Origin of the sequence: Rhodohalobacter sp. 614A (assembly GCF_021462415.1) — a bacterium.
GTDB lineage: Bacteria > Bacteroidota > Rhodothermia > Balneolales > Balneolaceae > Rhodohalobacter.
Genome location: NZ_JAKEDS010000001.1, coordinates 448,777 through 463,654 on the forward strand (window position 1 = coordinate 448,777; position 14,878 = coordinate 463,654).

Below are 14,878 nucleotides of genomic sequence, written 5' to 3' on the forward strand. Positions count from 1 at the left end.
TTTATATCCAATGAACCTTTTTACCCTTATTGGTCTTGCCGCAGGCTTTTGTACAACCATTGCTTTTTTGCCACAGGCAATTAAAACGTGGAAATCAAAATCGGCTAAAGATCTTTCTTTAGGAATGTATTCCGTATTTTGCCTGGGTGTTCTTTTATGGCTTGTCTATGGAATTTTGACTGACGATTTGCCAATCATTATCACAAATTTGGTTACAATTATTCTCGCGGCGAGTATTTTATATTTCAAGCTCAGTTTTAAAGATTAATACCGTTCATTTTATGTGGATTGCTAATTCGTATGCAAAAATTAATCTCGGCCTTCAGGTGCTGGAGCGTCTGCCGACCGGTTATCACAATATCGAAACGGGATTTTGTTTTATTGAATGGAATGACCGTTTTGAGGTTAACAGAGGTGAATCTTATCAACTAATTTTATCTGACGATTCCATCCCAAACGATGACAACAATTTGATTTCAAAGGCATACAACGCGTTTGACAGATACATCGGGCTGAAAAATCACTATTCATTTAATATCACAAAAAATATACCGGCCGGCGCAGGCCTGGGCGGCGGAAGCAGCAATGCCGCACTGACACTCAGAATCTTAAACAAGCTAGAAGAAACAAATCTTTCTGATGAAGATCTTGTAGACCTGATTCGTGATTTGGGCGCTGACATCCCTTTTTTCATTAAAGGTAAACCCGGTTTGGGAACCGGATTAGGTCAACAAATCGACCCACTTGACATTCAACCCGATGGATGGATTCTGACGGTCTATCCCGGATTTGAATCCTCAACCGCCGATGCCTATGGACATTGCGAGCCGAATCCAAATCCGGAATTTTCAATAAAACGAATTCTAATGGAAGAAGAGATGGATGAATGGCAATATCTTCTCCAGAATGATTTGGAGCCGCCGGTTATAACACGGAACCATCTTATTGGAAATATTAAAGATCAGCTGTACGATTTTGGCGCCGTCTACTCAGCCATGAGTGGAAGCGGTTCTTCTGTTTTTGGCATTTTCGAACAGGATTTTGTTGCAATTCAGGCTTATGAGTCGTTTCATGAACTTGATTTTAAAACGAATTTAACCAAACCGAACTTTACTCCCGATCACGGAATTTATTTAAAAGATGTCTAGGGGAAGCGACCAACAGGAAAAGAGAAACAGGTTGGGCGACTCACATTTTCACTTAATAGAATTTTAATTGATACAAATATAGCATGAATAAAAAACAAGATATTAATCCACGTAGTGGAATGGATGTTGATTCCTTCCGGGAAGATATAGAACAACACCTGCGATATACCCTTTCAAAAGATAAATATTCGGCTACTGAGTGGGATAATTACAGGAGCGTGGTTCTCGCTGTGATGGATCGCTTGCACGAGCGCTGGATTAACACTCAACAGGGATATTATGACAATGACGTAAAGCGGGTGTACTATCTCTCAATGGAATACCTGATTGGGCGATTATTGGATAATATGCTCATCAATCTTGGCCTACAAGATGTAGCCGCCGAGGCAATGGACGAAGTAGGTTTGGATTATGATAAGGTCCGTGAAGCCGAATGGGATGCCGGCCTTGGAAACGGGGGTCTCGGCCGTCTTGCAGCCTGTTTTCTGGATTCAATGGCTACCCTTGGAATTCCCGCAACGGGATACGGGATTCGATATGACTATGGAATTTTTTACCAATCCATCCAGGATGGTTATCAAATTGAAAAGCCGGATTTATGGCTGAGATATGGAAATCCCTGGGATATTGTACGCCCTAAAATTCAGTACAATGTGCCTTTCTATGGGGAGTCACACGCCTATCATGATGAAGACGGCGAATTGGAATTCGAATGGCGAAATACCCATGATGTTCTGGCCGTGGCCTACGATACTCCCATTCCCGGGTTCAGAAACAATGTTGTGAACAACCTGCGTTTGTGGCGGGCTTCCTCATCTTCATCTATTGACCTCAAAAGCTTTAACCAGGGGCAGTACATTGACGCCGTTCGGGACACACAACTGAATGAAAATATTTCGCGTGTTCTTTATCCGAATGACAAAGTATTTGTAGGGCAGGAGCTCCGTCTGAAACAGGAATTTTTCCTCGTGGCTGCATCTATGCAGGATATTCTGCGCCGCTTCAAAAAAACCGAAGATGACTGGAGAAAACTTCCTGAGAAAATTGCCATTCAGTGTAATGATACCCATCCGAACCTCGCCATTCCGGAACTTATGCGGTTTTTGGTTGATGAGGAAGATCTCTCTTGGGAAATGGCCTGGGATATCACCGTTGAAACCATGGCTTACACAAATCATACTCTTTTGCCAGAAGCGCTTGAAAAATGGCCGGTTTCATTACTCAGAAATCTGCTTCCCCGCCACCTTCAAATTATTTATGAAATAAACAGCCGGTTTCTGCAAAAAGTACAGATTGAATCGGGTGATGACAGAGGAAAAGTGAGCCGGGTTTCCATTATCGGGGAGGGCGAAGACCCTGTTGTTCACATGGCACATCTTGGAATTGTAGGATCACGAAAAATAAATGGAGTTGCTGAACTGCACAGTAACCTGCTCAAGAAAACACTCTTTCGCGATTTTAACGACATCTACCCCGAGCGGTTTACCAATAAAACAAACGGAATAACTCCGCGCCGGTGGTTGAGACAATGTAATCGTGGTCTGTCTGATTTGATCACAGAAAAAATTGGAGATGACTGGCCAACCGATCTCATGCAGCTCAAACAACTGGAAGAATTTGCGGATGATAAAGGCTTCCAGGAAAAATTTGCCGCAATCAAACAGGAAAACAAACAGCAATTGGCAGATTACATCAAACAAAAACGTGATATTGATGTGGATGTAAACTCTATGTTTGATATTCAGATTAAGCGAATTCACGAATACAAACGCCAGTTAATGCTTACGCTGTATGCGATTACGCTGTACAACCGCCTCAAAGAAAATCCGGATTTGGATATCGTTCCAAGAACCATCCTGGTGGCGGGGAAAGCTGCTCCGGGCTACACGATGGCTAAACTTTTCATCAAACTGATGAATGATGTCGGTACTAAAATCAATAATGATCCTGATGTTAATGGGAAACTTAAATTCATTTTCCTTGCGAATTACAGCGTTACACTTGCAGAGAAAATGATCCCTGCGGCCAATCTTTCTGAACAGATTTCTACAGCTGGTTTTGAAGCTTCAGGGACCGGAAATATGAAATTTGCTTTGAACGGAGCGCTCACTATCGGTACGCTCGACGGAGCAAATGTTGAAATCAAAGAAGAGGTAGGCGATGAAAACATCTTCATTTTTGGAAACACTGTTGATGATGTAGACAAACTCCGCCACCAGGGATACAATCCATGGCAGCATTATGATCAGCATGAGGAGCTGAAAAAAGCGATTGACCAGATCCGTGATGGATTTTTCAATGATGATAAAGAACTATTTCATCCAATTGTAGATTCGCTTCTGAATAAAGGAGATTATTTCCTGGTTCTCGCCGATTATGAAGCTTATATCAACAAGCAGGAAGAAGTGGATGAACTTTATAAAGACCAAGACGAATGGAACCGAAAAGCCATTCTGAATACCGCCAGGGTGGGTAAATTCTCATCAGACCGAACCATTCGTGAATATGCAGAGGAAATCTGGCGGGTTGAAGTGGATCGATAATCCTGAATACTAAACTGTTTGTTACCCGTTTCGAAGTCATTCCTTCGGAACGGGTATACATTAAGAATAATATCCCAGGCTTTTCATTAAATACCAGCCGTGTTTATTAAACAGGTGAAGGTCTTCCTCACTCATACTGATTTTTGAAGGGCTCTGATGTTTTTCTCTCCATATTTTCACTCGTTCTTCGACATTCTCATAAGGTAGTTCTGTAAATTCAAACAGGTCTTTTATCGAAGATTCATTTCCGGTATAAACATCTTCATATCGAATCTCAAAATACTCTCCTTCAAACCGGTCGCTTTTGCTAAAATTAATAACCGACTCCGTACAGATTTTCCACTGTAACGCACATACTTCAATCAACTCCATTTTTTTGTAAGCGTCCCAAATTCCCGGAAACAGGGGACCCCATACCGAATCTTGTTTCCATCCCATGTTGTTCAGGTACAACGGAACAATGTAATTCAATTCACGGATAAACCGGGGTGTCCAAATTTCTTTTAGATTCCATTTGTCCTCAATTTTCTCTCGGGTGGTTTTGGTTACGTCGCTATCCGGATGTTGAAATTTACTTTCTGAAGCAGTTTGCATCCCTCTCCATCGGTGGCGCGCCGATAGTGCAACACTTCGTCCATCCCGGATAATGTGAACAAACTTTGCATCCGGAAAGATGTTATACACGAACTCAAACCTTAACGAATTGGAAGGAGTTTTTTCAAGCAAGACCTCTTTTTTTTGACCCTTCAAATACTCTCTGAAACGTTTTTTGATCCATCTCTTTTTCTCATCCGTTAGATGGTCCGGAGTTAGCATATCGTGGCCGTGTTTGAAATTCTTATACTTCCAGATATACTTTGGCTCTGGGATATAAGCTACATTTTTGCACCCGGCCATGAGGCGGGATATCATCGATGTGCCTGATCTCGCTGCCCCCAAAACAATGATCATTTTAAAATCACTCATCACACAAACTTATGTAAATCTTTACTCGGCGAAAATACTATTTTTTGATCACTGTTGATTGTTTAAACCCTATCTCTTTTAAATTTCTGAAAATAATGAATGGCGGTGGGCGGGCTCAAAAAAACAGGAATTGAAAACTCTGTCTTCAGGTCCACAACGGATAGAATTCAGAAGAAAAACGCAGTCATATTAGATTACGTTATTATTCCAGTACGAAGCGAAATGTAATCGTTCCCCATTGGGGTTCTTGGGGAACTCCTGAAGGAAGACGTGAGAACCGCCAGCTTCGGAGGGTTCGCATCACTTCGCGTTCGAGTTCCGGATTCATTTTTTTCAGTGGAATCACTCTTCCAAGAGAGCCATCGGGGTGAACTTCAAAACGAATCGTAATAACCGCTTCTTCGTTGGTTTGATTGTTTGGAAGAGGCTGAATCATTGGGTCTCTGTTTAACTCTCCTTCCCATTGCAAATCGTACGGAGCGGATTTATCCGGAGTATTTCCGGGTCCCTGATCCACATTGGGATCACCAGAAGCGCCCTCTTCATCTCCGCTATTTTCTACCCCCTCTTCAATCACTTCATCTTCCTGAGTTTGTGGCGGAACAACTTCTTCTTCAATTTCTTCCGTTTCCTCTTCTGTTTCAGGATTGATAACATCCGTTTCTGGAGTCTGAACGGTTTCTTCTTCAGGAATATCTTCTTCCTGGTCTGGCAGATCAACCGGTTTGGACGTTTCTTCAACCGGATTTTGAGGCGTTTCAACCGGTTCTATAATTTCAGGATCTACCTCTTCGGGTTCTTCTTCGGATGGATTCGGCCGGGTAGCTACCTGCTCATTTTGCACTTCTGATTGTTGCGCAAGCATACCACTTCTGAACTCGCCCAAGGTCACTTCTATAAACGCAGCACGATTCATGTTCGACTCAATCGTATAAAGAAGGGCGATAATAAGAAGAACAACATGGATTGCTGCGGTTATAGCAATTCCAAATCGGTCTTCTTCATCAGTATGGTTTTTTATCCATTCAAACATGTGTTCTAATTTCTCTCGGTGGCCATGACAATATTCATATTCAATGCCTTCCCGATATTCATTGCACGCACGGCGTCATCAACCCGTGCATCACGGTCGGCACGTACTACTAACGAAGCATTTGGCTTATTCTGATACGCCGATCTGATGGCATTTGAAAGGGAGGCTCTGTCTACTTGTTCGCCATCTACAAAAAAGGTTCCTTCTGGTGTTACAGCTACAGAAATTTGTTGCGATTGCGAAGTTACGCTGGATTCTGCACGCGGAACGTTCACTTTAATTCCAAAATTCGTAACGAATGAGGAAGTTAACAGAAAGAAAATCAGCAGAAGAAGAATAATATCCGTTAGCGAGGATTGAGAAAACATCGTCAACGGTTCAAGGCTATCCTTGTCGTCACGGAAATTCATTTCTATACCTCTTGATGACGTTTTTTAGCGGAAGGAGCCTGCAGCAGATCAACAAAATCGGCGGAGGCATTCTCCAGTTCAAAAATCATTCGGTTGATTTTGCCGAGCAGATAGTTGTAAAAACCATAGGCAATAATTCCCACAATCAAACCGGTTGCCGTGGTTATTAACGCTTCCCAAATACCACCGGCAAGAACACTGGGATTCACATTTCCCTGTAGAGATTGAATATCCATAAATGCCCGAATCATACCGGTAACGGTTCCGGTAAATCCTATGAGAGGAGCCACACCGGCAATGGTTGCCAGCCAATTCATACGCTTCTCAAGCAAATAAATTTCCTTTTTCCCGGCATTATGAATGGCTTCTTCGATGTCGCGAATCGGTCGACCCAAACGGCGAATTCCTGACTTCAGGATTCTGGCGAGGGGTTTATCGAACTGTTCGCAATATTGAATAGCCCGTGCCTGGCTGCCGGATTTTAGCAGGGTTTCAATACTATTAAGAGTCTGATTGATATCCATTTTAGAATTTTCCAGCGTTCTCCATCGCTCGGCAATCACATAAATAGCCGCAATAGAGAGCAGGAAAAGGGGGATCATCAAAAGACCTCCCTGAGATAAAATATCGAAGAAAGACATGGTCGTATCTTCCTGGAGCATTTCAGCAAGCGTATCTTGAGCTGTGGGCTGTACCTGTAATAGATAAAAAGAGATGATATTCATGTAGGTTTTTAGTTAGTCCGTATTCTTTGGATAAAATTTTGAGTGTTATATGGGCTTGGGAGCCGGGTTGTAGCTTGTTGAGCATTTTCGAGTGTTTCGAATTGTCCCACACTAACGCGCCAAACTGTGTTTTCATACACGGTTCTTGAAGAGACAATTACTCGATAACCGTCCTCACGAAGCATATCGGCAGCCGTCATTGCTCTATCTTCGGTTGTAAACGAATGCAAAACAATAGAATAACCATTATTAGCTTCTTCTACCACAGAGCCTGTTAATCCGTACAAGGATTGATTGGTTTCTGCGACAGCAACCTCAGGTTCAGTAGTTATTTCTTCTTCTGATACTTGGTCGGAACCTGTCTGTTCCGCAGCATCCTCATTTTCGCCCACTACTTGTTGATCCGGGGTTGCATCCTCGCCATTTTCATCTCCGGTTTCTTGGGGTAAAGGATCATCTTGTACGGATTCTGATTGCTCCATACCTGAATCCATCTGAGTCGTGGATTCCGCCTGTTCATCTAATTCTTGTGTCTGGGGAGCTGCGTAATAAAAATAGGCGCCAATAAGAACGGCCGCCAAGATGATACCGAGCAGTATAAATATGCCTGTATTATCTCTTCTTTTTTTCACCGGGTGCCTTGCGGCAAGCGGTTTTATATCTTCAATTTTTGTTTTTGGCTCTTCTTCTACAGGTTCTTCCAGAGATTCCTCAGCCTCAGAAGCGAACGGATCGTAAATGCTGTCATCTATGGGGTCTTCTGATTCATCCTCTTCTGATGTTGCTGAAATGGCTTCTTCTGTCTCATCTTCTTCATCCAGCCAACTACCGAATGGATCGTCTTCTTCTTGTTCTTCTTGCTCCCCGGCTTCGGGTTCTTCGCTAAATTCTTCGGGCTTATAAATCGACGTATCCCGTTCCGGTTTAAGTTCAACCGGTTTCATTCCGGCATACTTAAAACTGATTTCCGTACTCAATTCCTCTGCTGGATCAAAACTCAATTCCCCTTCCTCATCAAAATAAAAAAGACCAAATTCCTTGATCTCTAATGCTTTACCCCGTTTTGCCGCACCCAAAATTCTTTCAATAAGTTGATCAAGCTGATCTTTGATTTCATCCCGGCCCATATCCGTTTTTTCAACCAACAGATCGATAAGCTTGTTCTTGTCAATTTTCATAAGAGATCCTGATATTGGATTTAAATTCAAGGACATCTTCCGGAGGCATCATCACAACTTTCCCGTTATCAAACTTTTTTTGATACTGTTCGTGATGGACAACTTCAAATTGGCCAAGCCCTTCAATCTCAACCCTGTTTTTGTTGATAAACTGCTCTCTCATCACATCCTTAAACGCTATTAAAAAATCTCTATTCATATTTTATTAAAATAGAAATGTAAACCCGACAAAGCCCTGAAAACCTCGTTCCTCGTAGCCTTGCCAAAGCTCGTAATTTTCATTTAACAAGTTAAGCAGTTTGCCATACACTCCAATATTCTCGGTCAACGAAAGTTCAAACCGTCCTCCGATTAATACAAAGGATGATAAACTGTCCCCATGGTGATCTTCTCTGCCGCCTGCAAATTCGCCCCATCCCTCAAGCAGCAAATAATTCCTGGGCCGAAAAGACAATGCCGCCTGTAACGACAAGGACTCTGCATAGGGAATCTGACTACCATCCGCAAATTCCGGCAACTGCCAGTAGCCGTCTGCACTAAACCATAATACTTCCGGTTTCAAATCCTGTGTAAATCCACCGTAGACTTTAAAAATCGTGGCGTCCTCAAATGCTGCCGTATAATAACCTTCGCTAATATCACTGAGGCCCATAGGTGATTGTGTTCTTGTATAATAGAGATAATTTTTTATATCCTGAAAAGAAGCTCCGCCAATAATTTTGGTTCCGTAAAAAGGCTCCATTTTAAGTTCGCCTAACGCACGCATTTCGTATTGATGCTCGATGAGAGAATTTACATTAAAAAACCTATTTTCGCTCTGAATCTCAGAATAAGTTTGATAATAAGGCCGGGCCATTGCCTCACCTCTTATTTCCAGTCCGCGAAATATTGTATGGCTGATTTCTGCCTTTGGCGAGAAGTAAACTGCAAAATCGTTTTCGGCATCCGTAACGGCACTGGCTCCAACACTCAAGTGAACATCTGTATTGTAGTTAAACAATCGCTCGTAATTTGCTGAAAGCGTACTGACCGACCATCCATAACTCTCTTCCAAAAGAGGAGTGGTTGAACCGATTTTGGACTGAAGTTTGAGGGAATGAATCTCATACAAGTTTTTCCCGAGTCGCGAATAAGCGACTAAAACATCTGCCCCGCCTTCTGATGCCACTTCGTCAAAAGTACTGAGACCGGATTCAGAGGTGTATTCATCATAAAAACCTTCTGCTGATACGTTAACCCCCGTTAATGTTGTTCTTGCCACTTTTACATCTGCTGATCCACGAAAACCCAGCCGCGATATTTTTGTATTCGTATCCAGAAGATCTTCTGTAGCCGCATCTAACTGCAACTGGTGATTAAAATTGGAAATTGCACCCGCGTTCAAAACCAGGGTGGCTCTATCTGAAAGTCGGTTATAGGATTTCAGACCTACATCAGCAAACCGATACGAAGTATTGACGGCCTCATCATGGCCATCCGATGATGTAAAATGAATATCTGTAGAGAGCCAATTACTATCACTCAATTTCGCTGTGGCAAAGGCGTCTAACTCAGGTGAGACATAGCTCCCGATTCCCGCCCTGATAAATGCATTCTTCGGCATAGCGTAACCAAGCATTTCATATTCTGGCGGCTCAGGCCGACTTAGTTCACCGATTGGAAGCTGGGCAACGACGGTTTCGGCATCTTCAACAAATGGCATCCTGTTGGGATCTACCTGGAATACTCGAGGGCGGGGATTAAAACCAAGGATAGGCTGCCTGCGAAGACCCGGGAAACGCGCCTGGAACTGACTTCGAATTTCAATATCCTGGGGATCAATTTCCGGCAGTAATGATTCTTCCGAACCTTGTTGGCTGTCCTGTGCCAATACCTGTCCGCCGTACAATAAAAAACCGGCCAAAAAACTTATAACGAAAAGAAATTTCCTCATAGTGAAAACAAAATAATAGGCATTGAAAATTTATCTCTTACAATAACGTGCTGAAAAACCGGTCTGGTGCTGCAAGATACGATTTGTTCAGTGAAAATTTAACAGCAAAGAAGCTTATGAATATCTAAGTGTGTAGTACTTGTCCCACCACAGGGCTATTGGACCAATAACAAACACGGATATTACTGTAACGGCATGTGTTACAGTAGCATAAGTTAATGCTTGTACTAATGAAACATCATATAAAAGATGTAAACATTGCTGGATAAACAGATGGTATGAACCAACCGCAGCCGGAGTGGGAATACTCACCCCGATAGACGATACCACGGTTACCACAATCCCATCAGCAAATGTCAGGCCATAGACGGTTTGCATATCCATCATATAAAATGGCAAATAGGTCATTACAATATAGCCTGTCCAAATGCCTGCGGTATAGAGAAGAAATCTGGGCCAGCTTTTTACACGGCGCAAAGAAATCATGCCTTCACCGAATGATTTGGCCGCAGAAATCAATCTTAATATGACCGGGTTTGTGGTAATCTGTTTTCGATCCAGAACAATCATCAACTTATAAAATGCAACCATTGCTATTAGAAGTATTACAAATGTTACCGGAATCCATATAAACTGTTTCCATGTCCAGCCTTGAACTCCAAAAACTTCTTGCAGAAGCTCAACATCACTGACCAGGAGGAATGTCGTAACCAAAATGAGAAAGAACATGGTAAGCAGATCAAAAAATCTCTCGGCTACAATGGTTCCTATCAAATTGCCACTGCTTATTTCTTCTTTCCTGGCCACATATACCGGCCGGGAGATCTCACCCAGTCTCGGCACAAGGCTGTTCACAACATAACCGAGCATGACACCGGCAAAGAGAGTTGTTCGTCCAATAAATTGTCCGTCATCGGCCAGCAGCAAACGCCAGCGCTCCGCGCGTAAATAGTGGCTGAAAACAAGAGCAACAACAAAAAAGGGAAGCCAATAGAATGAAACGGTTGAAATTTGATCCCATAATTCGGAAAACTCAACGTTCCTGAAAGCCAGCCAGAGGAAAAATCCTCCAATAAGAAGAGAAGCCGTGATTTTTAATAGTTTTGACTTCATCAGGAGTCGTGACGCAGATCAATGACTTCGGCGTCTTCAGGGTATTCAAATTGAAAAATTTCGGGTGCTCTCTGAATGAATTCTCCATTGCTAAAATGGGTGATCAACTCATTCTCAACCTGGTCTATGGCAACAATCCGTGTAGGCGTGCCTGATGCATTCAGAAAAATAGAAACGTTCAAAAATATGGAAAAGGGGTCATCGGATGTCAGTTCAATCACGGTTCCTCCCTCTTCGTCTTGATATTCTTCCACATTGTAGGAATCATCCACACCCTGAAGCATTCGGGACGGAGCAAAATCATCTTCCTCTTCAACATAATCGCTGATGATAACCCGGTTCTTATTATTATCAAATACCCTGGATATTTCACTATCAACGAGCATAATACTCTCGCCGCTTCTCATTTTATACTGTTCCTTGCCTACCCAAATAACGCCGGTTGTAACCTGTTGATCTCCCGTAAACGTATCATTGTACTCGTGGGTAAAATCGGATTTGAATACAAAATCATTCTCAAATCTTTGCTTGAGCTGATCAAACTGAGGAGTGTTCTGACCCGCCAGTACTGCAGGTAACAGAACCATCAATATTAACAGAGCAATATTTTTAAATACCAAGTTCATCAAATATCTCTTCAAGTTCTTCCTCTTCGGAAATTCTTACATCACGTGCCGTACTTCCTTGAAACGGCCCAACGATCTCGGCATTGTATAACTGGTCAATAATTCGTCCTGCCCGGTTATACCCGATTTTTAATTTTCGCTGAAGGAGGGATACTGACCCTTGTTGATGAAGCACAACAATTTTAGCTGCATCTTTGAACAATTCGTCTATATCATCAAGCGGATCCGGAATACCTGAGGTTTCATCTTCAATAACCGGCAGATGAAATGGCTTTTTGTATCCCCGCTGACTACCAATAAAGGAGGTGATTTTTTCCACTTCTCTTGTTGATACATAGGCATTCTGAATACGCGTCATGCCCGCACCGTTAGAAAACAACATATCTCCGCTTCCCACAAGCTGATCGGCACCACCCGTATCAAGAATGGTTCTGGAGTCTACTTTTGAAGCTACCTGGTAAGCCATTCTGGCCGGGAAGTTAGCTTTGATGGTACCGGTAATTACGTTCACTGAGGGACGCTGGGTTGCCACCACCAGATGAATACCAACGGCCCGCGCAAGTTGTGCAATCCGCGCGATGGGTTCTTCAATCTGTTTACCGGCGGTCATCATCAAATCAGCCAGCTCATCAATTACTACAACAATATAGGGCAAATGGCGATGATCAAGATCTTCATCCAGTTCTCCGTTATCAAACTTTTTGTTGTATGCTTTTATATCACGAACCATTGCCATTTTTAGCAAATCGTACCGCTCGTCCATCTCTTTGGTGATGCTTTGCAGCGTTTCGAGTGCGGCATCTGTGTCAGTAACAATAGGTTCTTCCGAACCCGGCAATACGGCAAGAAAATGATTCTGAATATTCCGATAGAGAGAAAGCTCGATTTTTTTGGGATCGATGAGTACAAATTTCAGATCATCCGGATGACATTTGTAAAGCAGACACGTAATAATCGTGTTGATACCAACTGTTTTACCAGACCCGGTTGCCCCCGCAATCAAAAGGTGGGGCATCTTGTTCAGATCCACCATGTATACTTCATTCTCAATCGTTTTTCCTAATGCGATTGGAAGTGCATAATCGGTTTCAACAAATTTCTTGGTATTAAGAACCGTCTTAATAAAAACCGTTTCGCGGGTTTTATTCGGCACTTCAATTCCAACAGCAGAGCGGCCGGGAATGGGAGCCATAATTCGGAGTCCGTGTGCAGCCGTTGCCATTTTCAGGTCATTGGCATAGCTCTGAATCTTGCTGATTTTCACATCCGGAGCGGGTTCAATTTCATAAAGAGTAACTGTAGGTCCCACAATAGCGTTGATACTGAGAATCTCAATTTTATGCCGCTTGAGTTTTTCCAGGATGATTTTCTTGTTGATTTTAATCTCCTCGAGATCCACTTCATTTCCTTCGTTCGGCGGTGTATCAAGAATATCAATTCCCGGAAATTTGTATTTGATGACCGGTGTGGCATCTTTGGCTTTTTCTTTGTTTTTGCGATCAAGTTCTTTGTCGCTGGCTTCTTCATCTCCTTCACCTACAATCACAGAAATTTCCACATCATCTTCTTCTGAACCGGTTTTGGCTTCAGAAGATGAAGCACGTTCCAGAATTGCTCGGGGCGGACGATTTTCGAGATTGGCGCTCTCTTTTTGGCGCTCTTTCTCACGTATTCGGTCCACTTCTTCGGATTGCTCTACAATCTCATCAATGGTTTTTGTACGGCGTCTTTCTTCACGCCGCTCTGAGGCCTCGCTTTTATAAGTCTGTTCCACTTTTTGTTGCTGCCGGACATTGACAGACGAAGAGGGTTCGGGCTGAATTTCTTTTTTTGATTTATCTCTCTTAAACTTCTCGAAGGAAAAATTGGGAGACCAATCCTTTACCCGGTCAATAGTCTTCTGGAGATCTCGGTCAATCAGAATCAAAAGAGATACAAAAAGAAGAACGAACAGGATGATGATAGAACCGACGCCCGTAAAATTCTGCAACAGGCTGGAAAAATAGATGCCGGAATTTCCACTCCACGCCATAGAGTAAGCTTCGTAGCGCGTATAAAACCAGCCGACGGTCGTGGAAATCAAAAAAACCATCCATAAGCCGTATGCTACTGCCCATCCCAGCTCGCTTATGTTTTCCTGTCGAAAAACCACCCAACCAATTGCAAGAACAATAATGGGAATCAAAATGCTAACATAGCCAAAAAGGGTATTCACAAAGAAGTAGGAGATATATGCTCCAAAAACTCCCAGCCAGTTATTGACGCGAAGAGCCGCGCCCCCATCAACTTCAAGAAGAGTATCGTACGACAATGACTTTACAATAGCATAGTCATCCGGATGGTAAGAAGCTATGCTGAGCAATAAAAGCACAGAAATAGCCATGATCAGGATTCCGATGACTTCCATTTTGCGGGAGTCATCGAAACCTTTAAACAATTTATTTGAGCTTTTCTTAGCCATCTGTAAGGGTAATCATCCCTTCTTTAAGTCGCGGTAGTATATTCGTTATATCAACCTGACAGCAGTAATCTATATCGCCAGAATCGATGATATCTTTCAAACGCATCGCGTGGTTTGATTGGTGTATAACCGTAGATATATCATCACCATATTTATCGTATAAACCAAATGCAACTTTTGCGCCGTCACGGGCATCGTTTGGCAGATTTCCTTCACTTAATAAGTGGATGATATTACCGGCCAACAACATATCTTCGAATGCCAGCCTGCCTTTCCAACCCGCGCATACCAATACAATATCATTAGTCTGAGCCTTCAGTTCCTCTACAATTGCATTCACATTCAGAAATGCCGAAATATATGTTTTTGAGGATCCAAGTGATTTTTTAATGGCTTTTGTACCATTGGTGGTATTAAAAATAAGGGTTTTTCCTTCTACTATTTCTTTGGTGTATTCAAGCGGGGAGTTGCCCAAATCGTACCCTTCAATTTTTTCGCCATCTTTTTCGCCACAAAGCAGATAATTATCAGAGTCTACATTCTGTGCAATTTTACTGGCTTCTCCCATATCACCCACGGGAATAATAGCTTTTGCACCGTTCATAAATGCAGTAACTATGGTAGATGATGCCCTGAGCACATCTATAATAACAACTGTTTTATCCCTTAACTCATCTTCCTGGAATGAGTGCAATGAGTAGAATACATCGATTTTTTTAAGATTTACCATCTGTTTACTTTA

Annotated in this window: 14 protein-coding genes; 3 read left to right on the plus strand and 11 right to left on the minus strand. The window is 42.6% G+C overall.

What is annotated here, in order from left to right:
* Positions 1-10: 10 nt before the first annotated feature.
* The 3 genes from L0B18_RS01715 to L0B18_RS01725 all read left to right on the plus strand — a co-directional run bounded on the left by L0B18_RS01715 (position 11) and on the right by L0B18_RS01725 (position 3,691).
* Positions 11-268 (plus strand): SemiSWEET transporter, encoded by a 258-nt coding sequence (locus L0B18_RS01715; RefSeq protein WP_234567404.1) that lies wholly within the window; start codon positions 11-13, stop codon positions 266-268.
* Between the two features lie 13 nt (positions 269-281).
* Positions 282-1,148: a 4-(cytidine 5'-diphospho)-2-C-methyl-D-erythritol kinase gene (gene ispE, locus L0B18_RS01720; RefSeq protein ID WP_234567405.1), complete on the plus strand. Its 867-nt coding sequence runs from the start codon at positions 282-284 to the stop codon at positions 1,146-1,148.
* Between the two features lie 83 nt (positions 1,149-1,231).
* On the plus strand, positions 1,232-3,691 hold the full coding sequence (locus tag L0B18_RS01725; RefSeq protein WP_234567407.1) for a glycogen/starch/alpha-glucan phosphorylase: 2,460 nt from the start codon (positions 1,232-1,234) through the stop codon (positions 3,689-3,691).
* A 60-nt stretch (positions 3,692-3,751) separates the two neighbouring features.
* Here the strand turns inward: L0B18_RS01725 and L0B18_RS01730 are convergent, their stop codons facing one another.
* The 11 genes from L0B18_RS01730 to L0B18_RS01780 all read right to left on the minus strand — a co-directional run bounded on the left by L0B18_RS01730 (position 3,752) and on the right by L0B18_RS01780 (position 14,866).
* The gene (locus tag L0B18_RS01730) at positions 3,752-4,657 is read right to left on the minus strand and encodes a sulfotransferase family protein (RefSeq protein ID WP_234567408.1); all 906 of its coding nucleotides are present in this window, start codon (positions 4,655-4,657) and stop codon (positions 3,752-3,754) included.
* 202 nt (positions 4,658-4,859) lie between these two features.
* Positions 4,860-5,690, minus strand: a complete 831-nt coding sequence (locus L0B18_RS01735; protein WP_234567409.1) for an energy transducer TonB family protein — start codon at positions 5,688-5,690, stop codon at positions 4,860-4,862.
* A 5-nt stretch (positions 5,691-5,695) separates the two neighbouring features.
* Entirely contained in the window at positions 5,696-6,100 is a 405-nt protein-coding gene (locus tag L0B18_RS01740; protein ID WP_234567411.1) for an ExbD/TolR family protein, read from the minus strand.
* Positions 6,101-6,102: 2 nt separating this feature from the next.
* Positions 6,103-6,825 carry a MotA/TolQ/ExbB proton channel family protein gene (locus L0B18_RS01745; protein ID WP_234567412.1) on the minus strand — a complete coding sequence of 241 codons (723 nt, stop codon included), beginning with the start codon at positions 6,823-6,825 and terminating at the stop codon, positions 6,103-6,105.
* A gap of 8 nt (positions 6,826-6,833) precedes the next feature.
* A complete protein-coding gene (locus L0B18_RS01750; RefSeq protein ID WP_234567413.1) occupies positions 6,834-8,003 on the minus strand; it encodes an SPOR domain-containing protein in 1,170 nt (389 codons plus the stop codon).
* Positions 7,993-8,202, minus strand: a complete 210-nt coding sequence (locus L0B18_RS01755; protein WP_234567414.1) for an HU family DNA-binding protein — start codon at positions 8,200-8,202, stop codon at positions 7,993-7,995. Before L0B18_RS01755 ends, L0B18_RS01750 begins: the two co-directional genes overlap by 11 nt.
* Before the next feature lie 6 nt (positions 8,203-8,208).
* Entirely contained in the window at positions 8,209-9,936 is a 1,728-nt protein-coding gene (locus L0B18_RS01760) for a hypothetical protein (RefSeq protein ID WP_234567415.1), read from the minus strand.
* Between the two features lie 114 nt (positions 9,937-10,050).
* Positions 10,051-11,049, minus strand: coding sequence for a lysylphosphatidylglycerol synthase transmembrane domain-containing protein (locus L0B18_RS01765; protein ID WP_234567416.1), 999 nt, complete (start codon positions 11,047-11,049; stop codon positions 10,051-10,053).
* Entirely contained in the window at positions 11,049-11,675 is a 627-nt protein-coding gene (locus L0B18_RS01770; RefSeq protein WP_234567417.1) for a LolA family protein, read from the minus strand. Before L0B18_RS01770 ends, L0B18_RS01765 begins: the two co-directional genes overlap by 1 nt.
* On the minus strand, positions 11,659-14,136 hold the full coding sequence (locus L0B18_RS01775) for a DNA translocase FtsK (RefSeq protein WP_234567418.1): 2,478 nt from the start codon (positions 14,134-14,136) through the stop codon (positions 11,659-11,661). Before L0B18_RS01775 ends, L0B18_RS01770 begins: the two co-directional genes overlap by 17 nt.
* Positions 14,129-14,866, minus strand: coding sequence for a 2-phosphosulfolactate phosphatase (locus tag L0B18_RS01780; RefSeq protein WP_234567419.1), 738 nt, complete (start codon positions 14,864-14,866; stop codon positions 14,129-14,131). The genes L0B18_RS01775 and L0B18_RS01780 overlap by 8 nt, the downstream gene beginning before the upstream one ends.
* Positions 14,867-14,878: the final 12 nt, after the last annotated feature.

What these genes read in the sequence shown, in the direction of transcription:
- L0B18_RS01715 (WP_234567404.1), top strand. Translation starts at nt 11, where the DNA reads ATGAACCTTTTTACCCTTATTGGTCTTGCCGCAGGCTTTTGTACAACC.
- ispE (WP_234567405.1), top strand. Translation starts at nt 282, where the DNA reads ATGTGGATTGCTAATTCGTATGCAAAAATTAATCTCGGCCTTCAGGTG.
- L0B18_RS01725 (WP_234567407.1), top strand. Translation starts at nt 1,232, where the DNA reads ATGAATAAAAAACAAGATATTAATCCACGTAGTGGAATGGATGTTGAT.
- L0B18_RS01730 (WP_234567408.1), bottom strand. Translation starts at nt 4,657, where the DNA reads ATGAGTGATTTTAAAATGATCATTGTTTTGGGGGCAGCGAGATCAGGC.
- L0B18_RS01735 (WP_234567409.1), bottom strand. Translation starts at nt 5,690, where the DNA reads ATGTTTGAATGGATAAAAAACCATACTGATGAAGAAGACCGATTTGGA.
- L0B18_RS01740 (WP_234567411.1), bottom strand. Translation starts at nt 6,100, where the DNA reads ATGAATTTCCGTGACGACAAGGATAGCCTTGAACCGTTGACGATGTTT.
- L0B18_RS01745 (WP_234567412.1), bottom strand. Translation starts at nt 6,825, where the DNA reads ATGAATATCATCTCTTTTTATCTATTACAGGTACAGCCCACAGCTCAA.
- L0B18_RS01750 (WP_234567413.1), bottom strand. Translation starts at nt 8,003, where the DNA reads ATGAAAATTGACAAGAACAAGCTTATCGATCTGTTGGTTGAAAAAACG.
- L0B18_RS01755 (WP_234567414.1), bottom strand. Translation starts at nt 8,202, where the DNA reads ATGAATAGAGATTTTTTAATAGCGTTTAAGGATGTGATGAGAGAGCAG.
- L0B18_RS01760 (WP_234567415.1), bottom strand. Translation starts at nt 9,936, where the DNA reads ATGAGGAAATTTCTTTTCGTTATAAGTTTTTTGGCCGGTTTTTTATTG.
- L0B18_RS01765 (WP_234567416.1), bottom strand. Translation starts at nt 11,049, where the DNA reads ATGAAGTCAAAACTATTAAAAATCACGGCTTCTCTTCTTATTGGAGGA.
- L0B18_RS01770 (WP_234567417.1), bottom strand. Translation starts at nt 11,675, where the DNA reads ATGAACTTGGTATTTAAAAATATTGCTCTGTTAATATTGATGGTTCTG.
- L0B18_RS01775 (WP_234567418.1), bottom strand. Translation starts at nt 14,136, where the DNA reads ATGGCTAAGAAAAGCTCAAATAAATTGTTTAAAGGTTTCGATGACTCC.
- L0B18_RS01780 (WP_234567419.1), bottom strand. Translation starts at nt 14,866, where the DNA reads ATGGTAAATCTTAAAAAAATCGATGTATTCTACTCATTGCACTCATTC.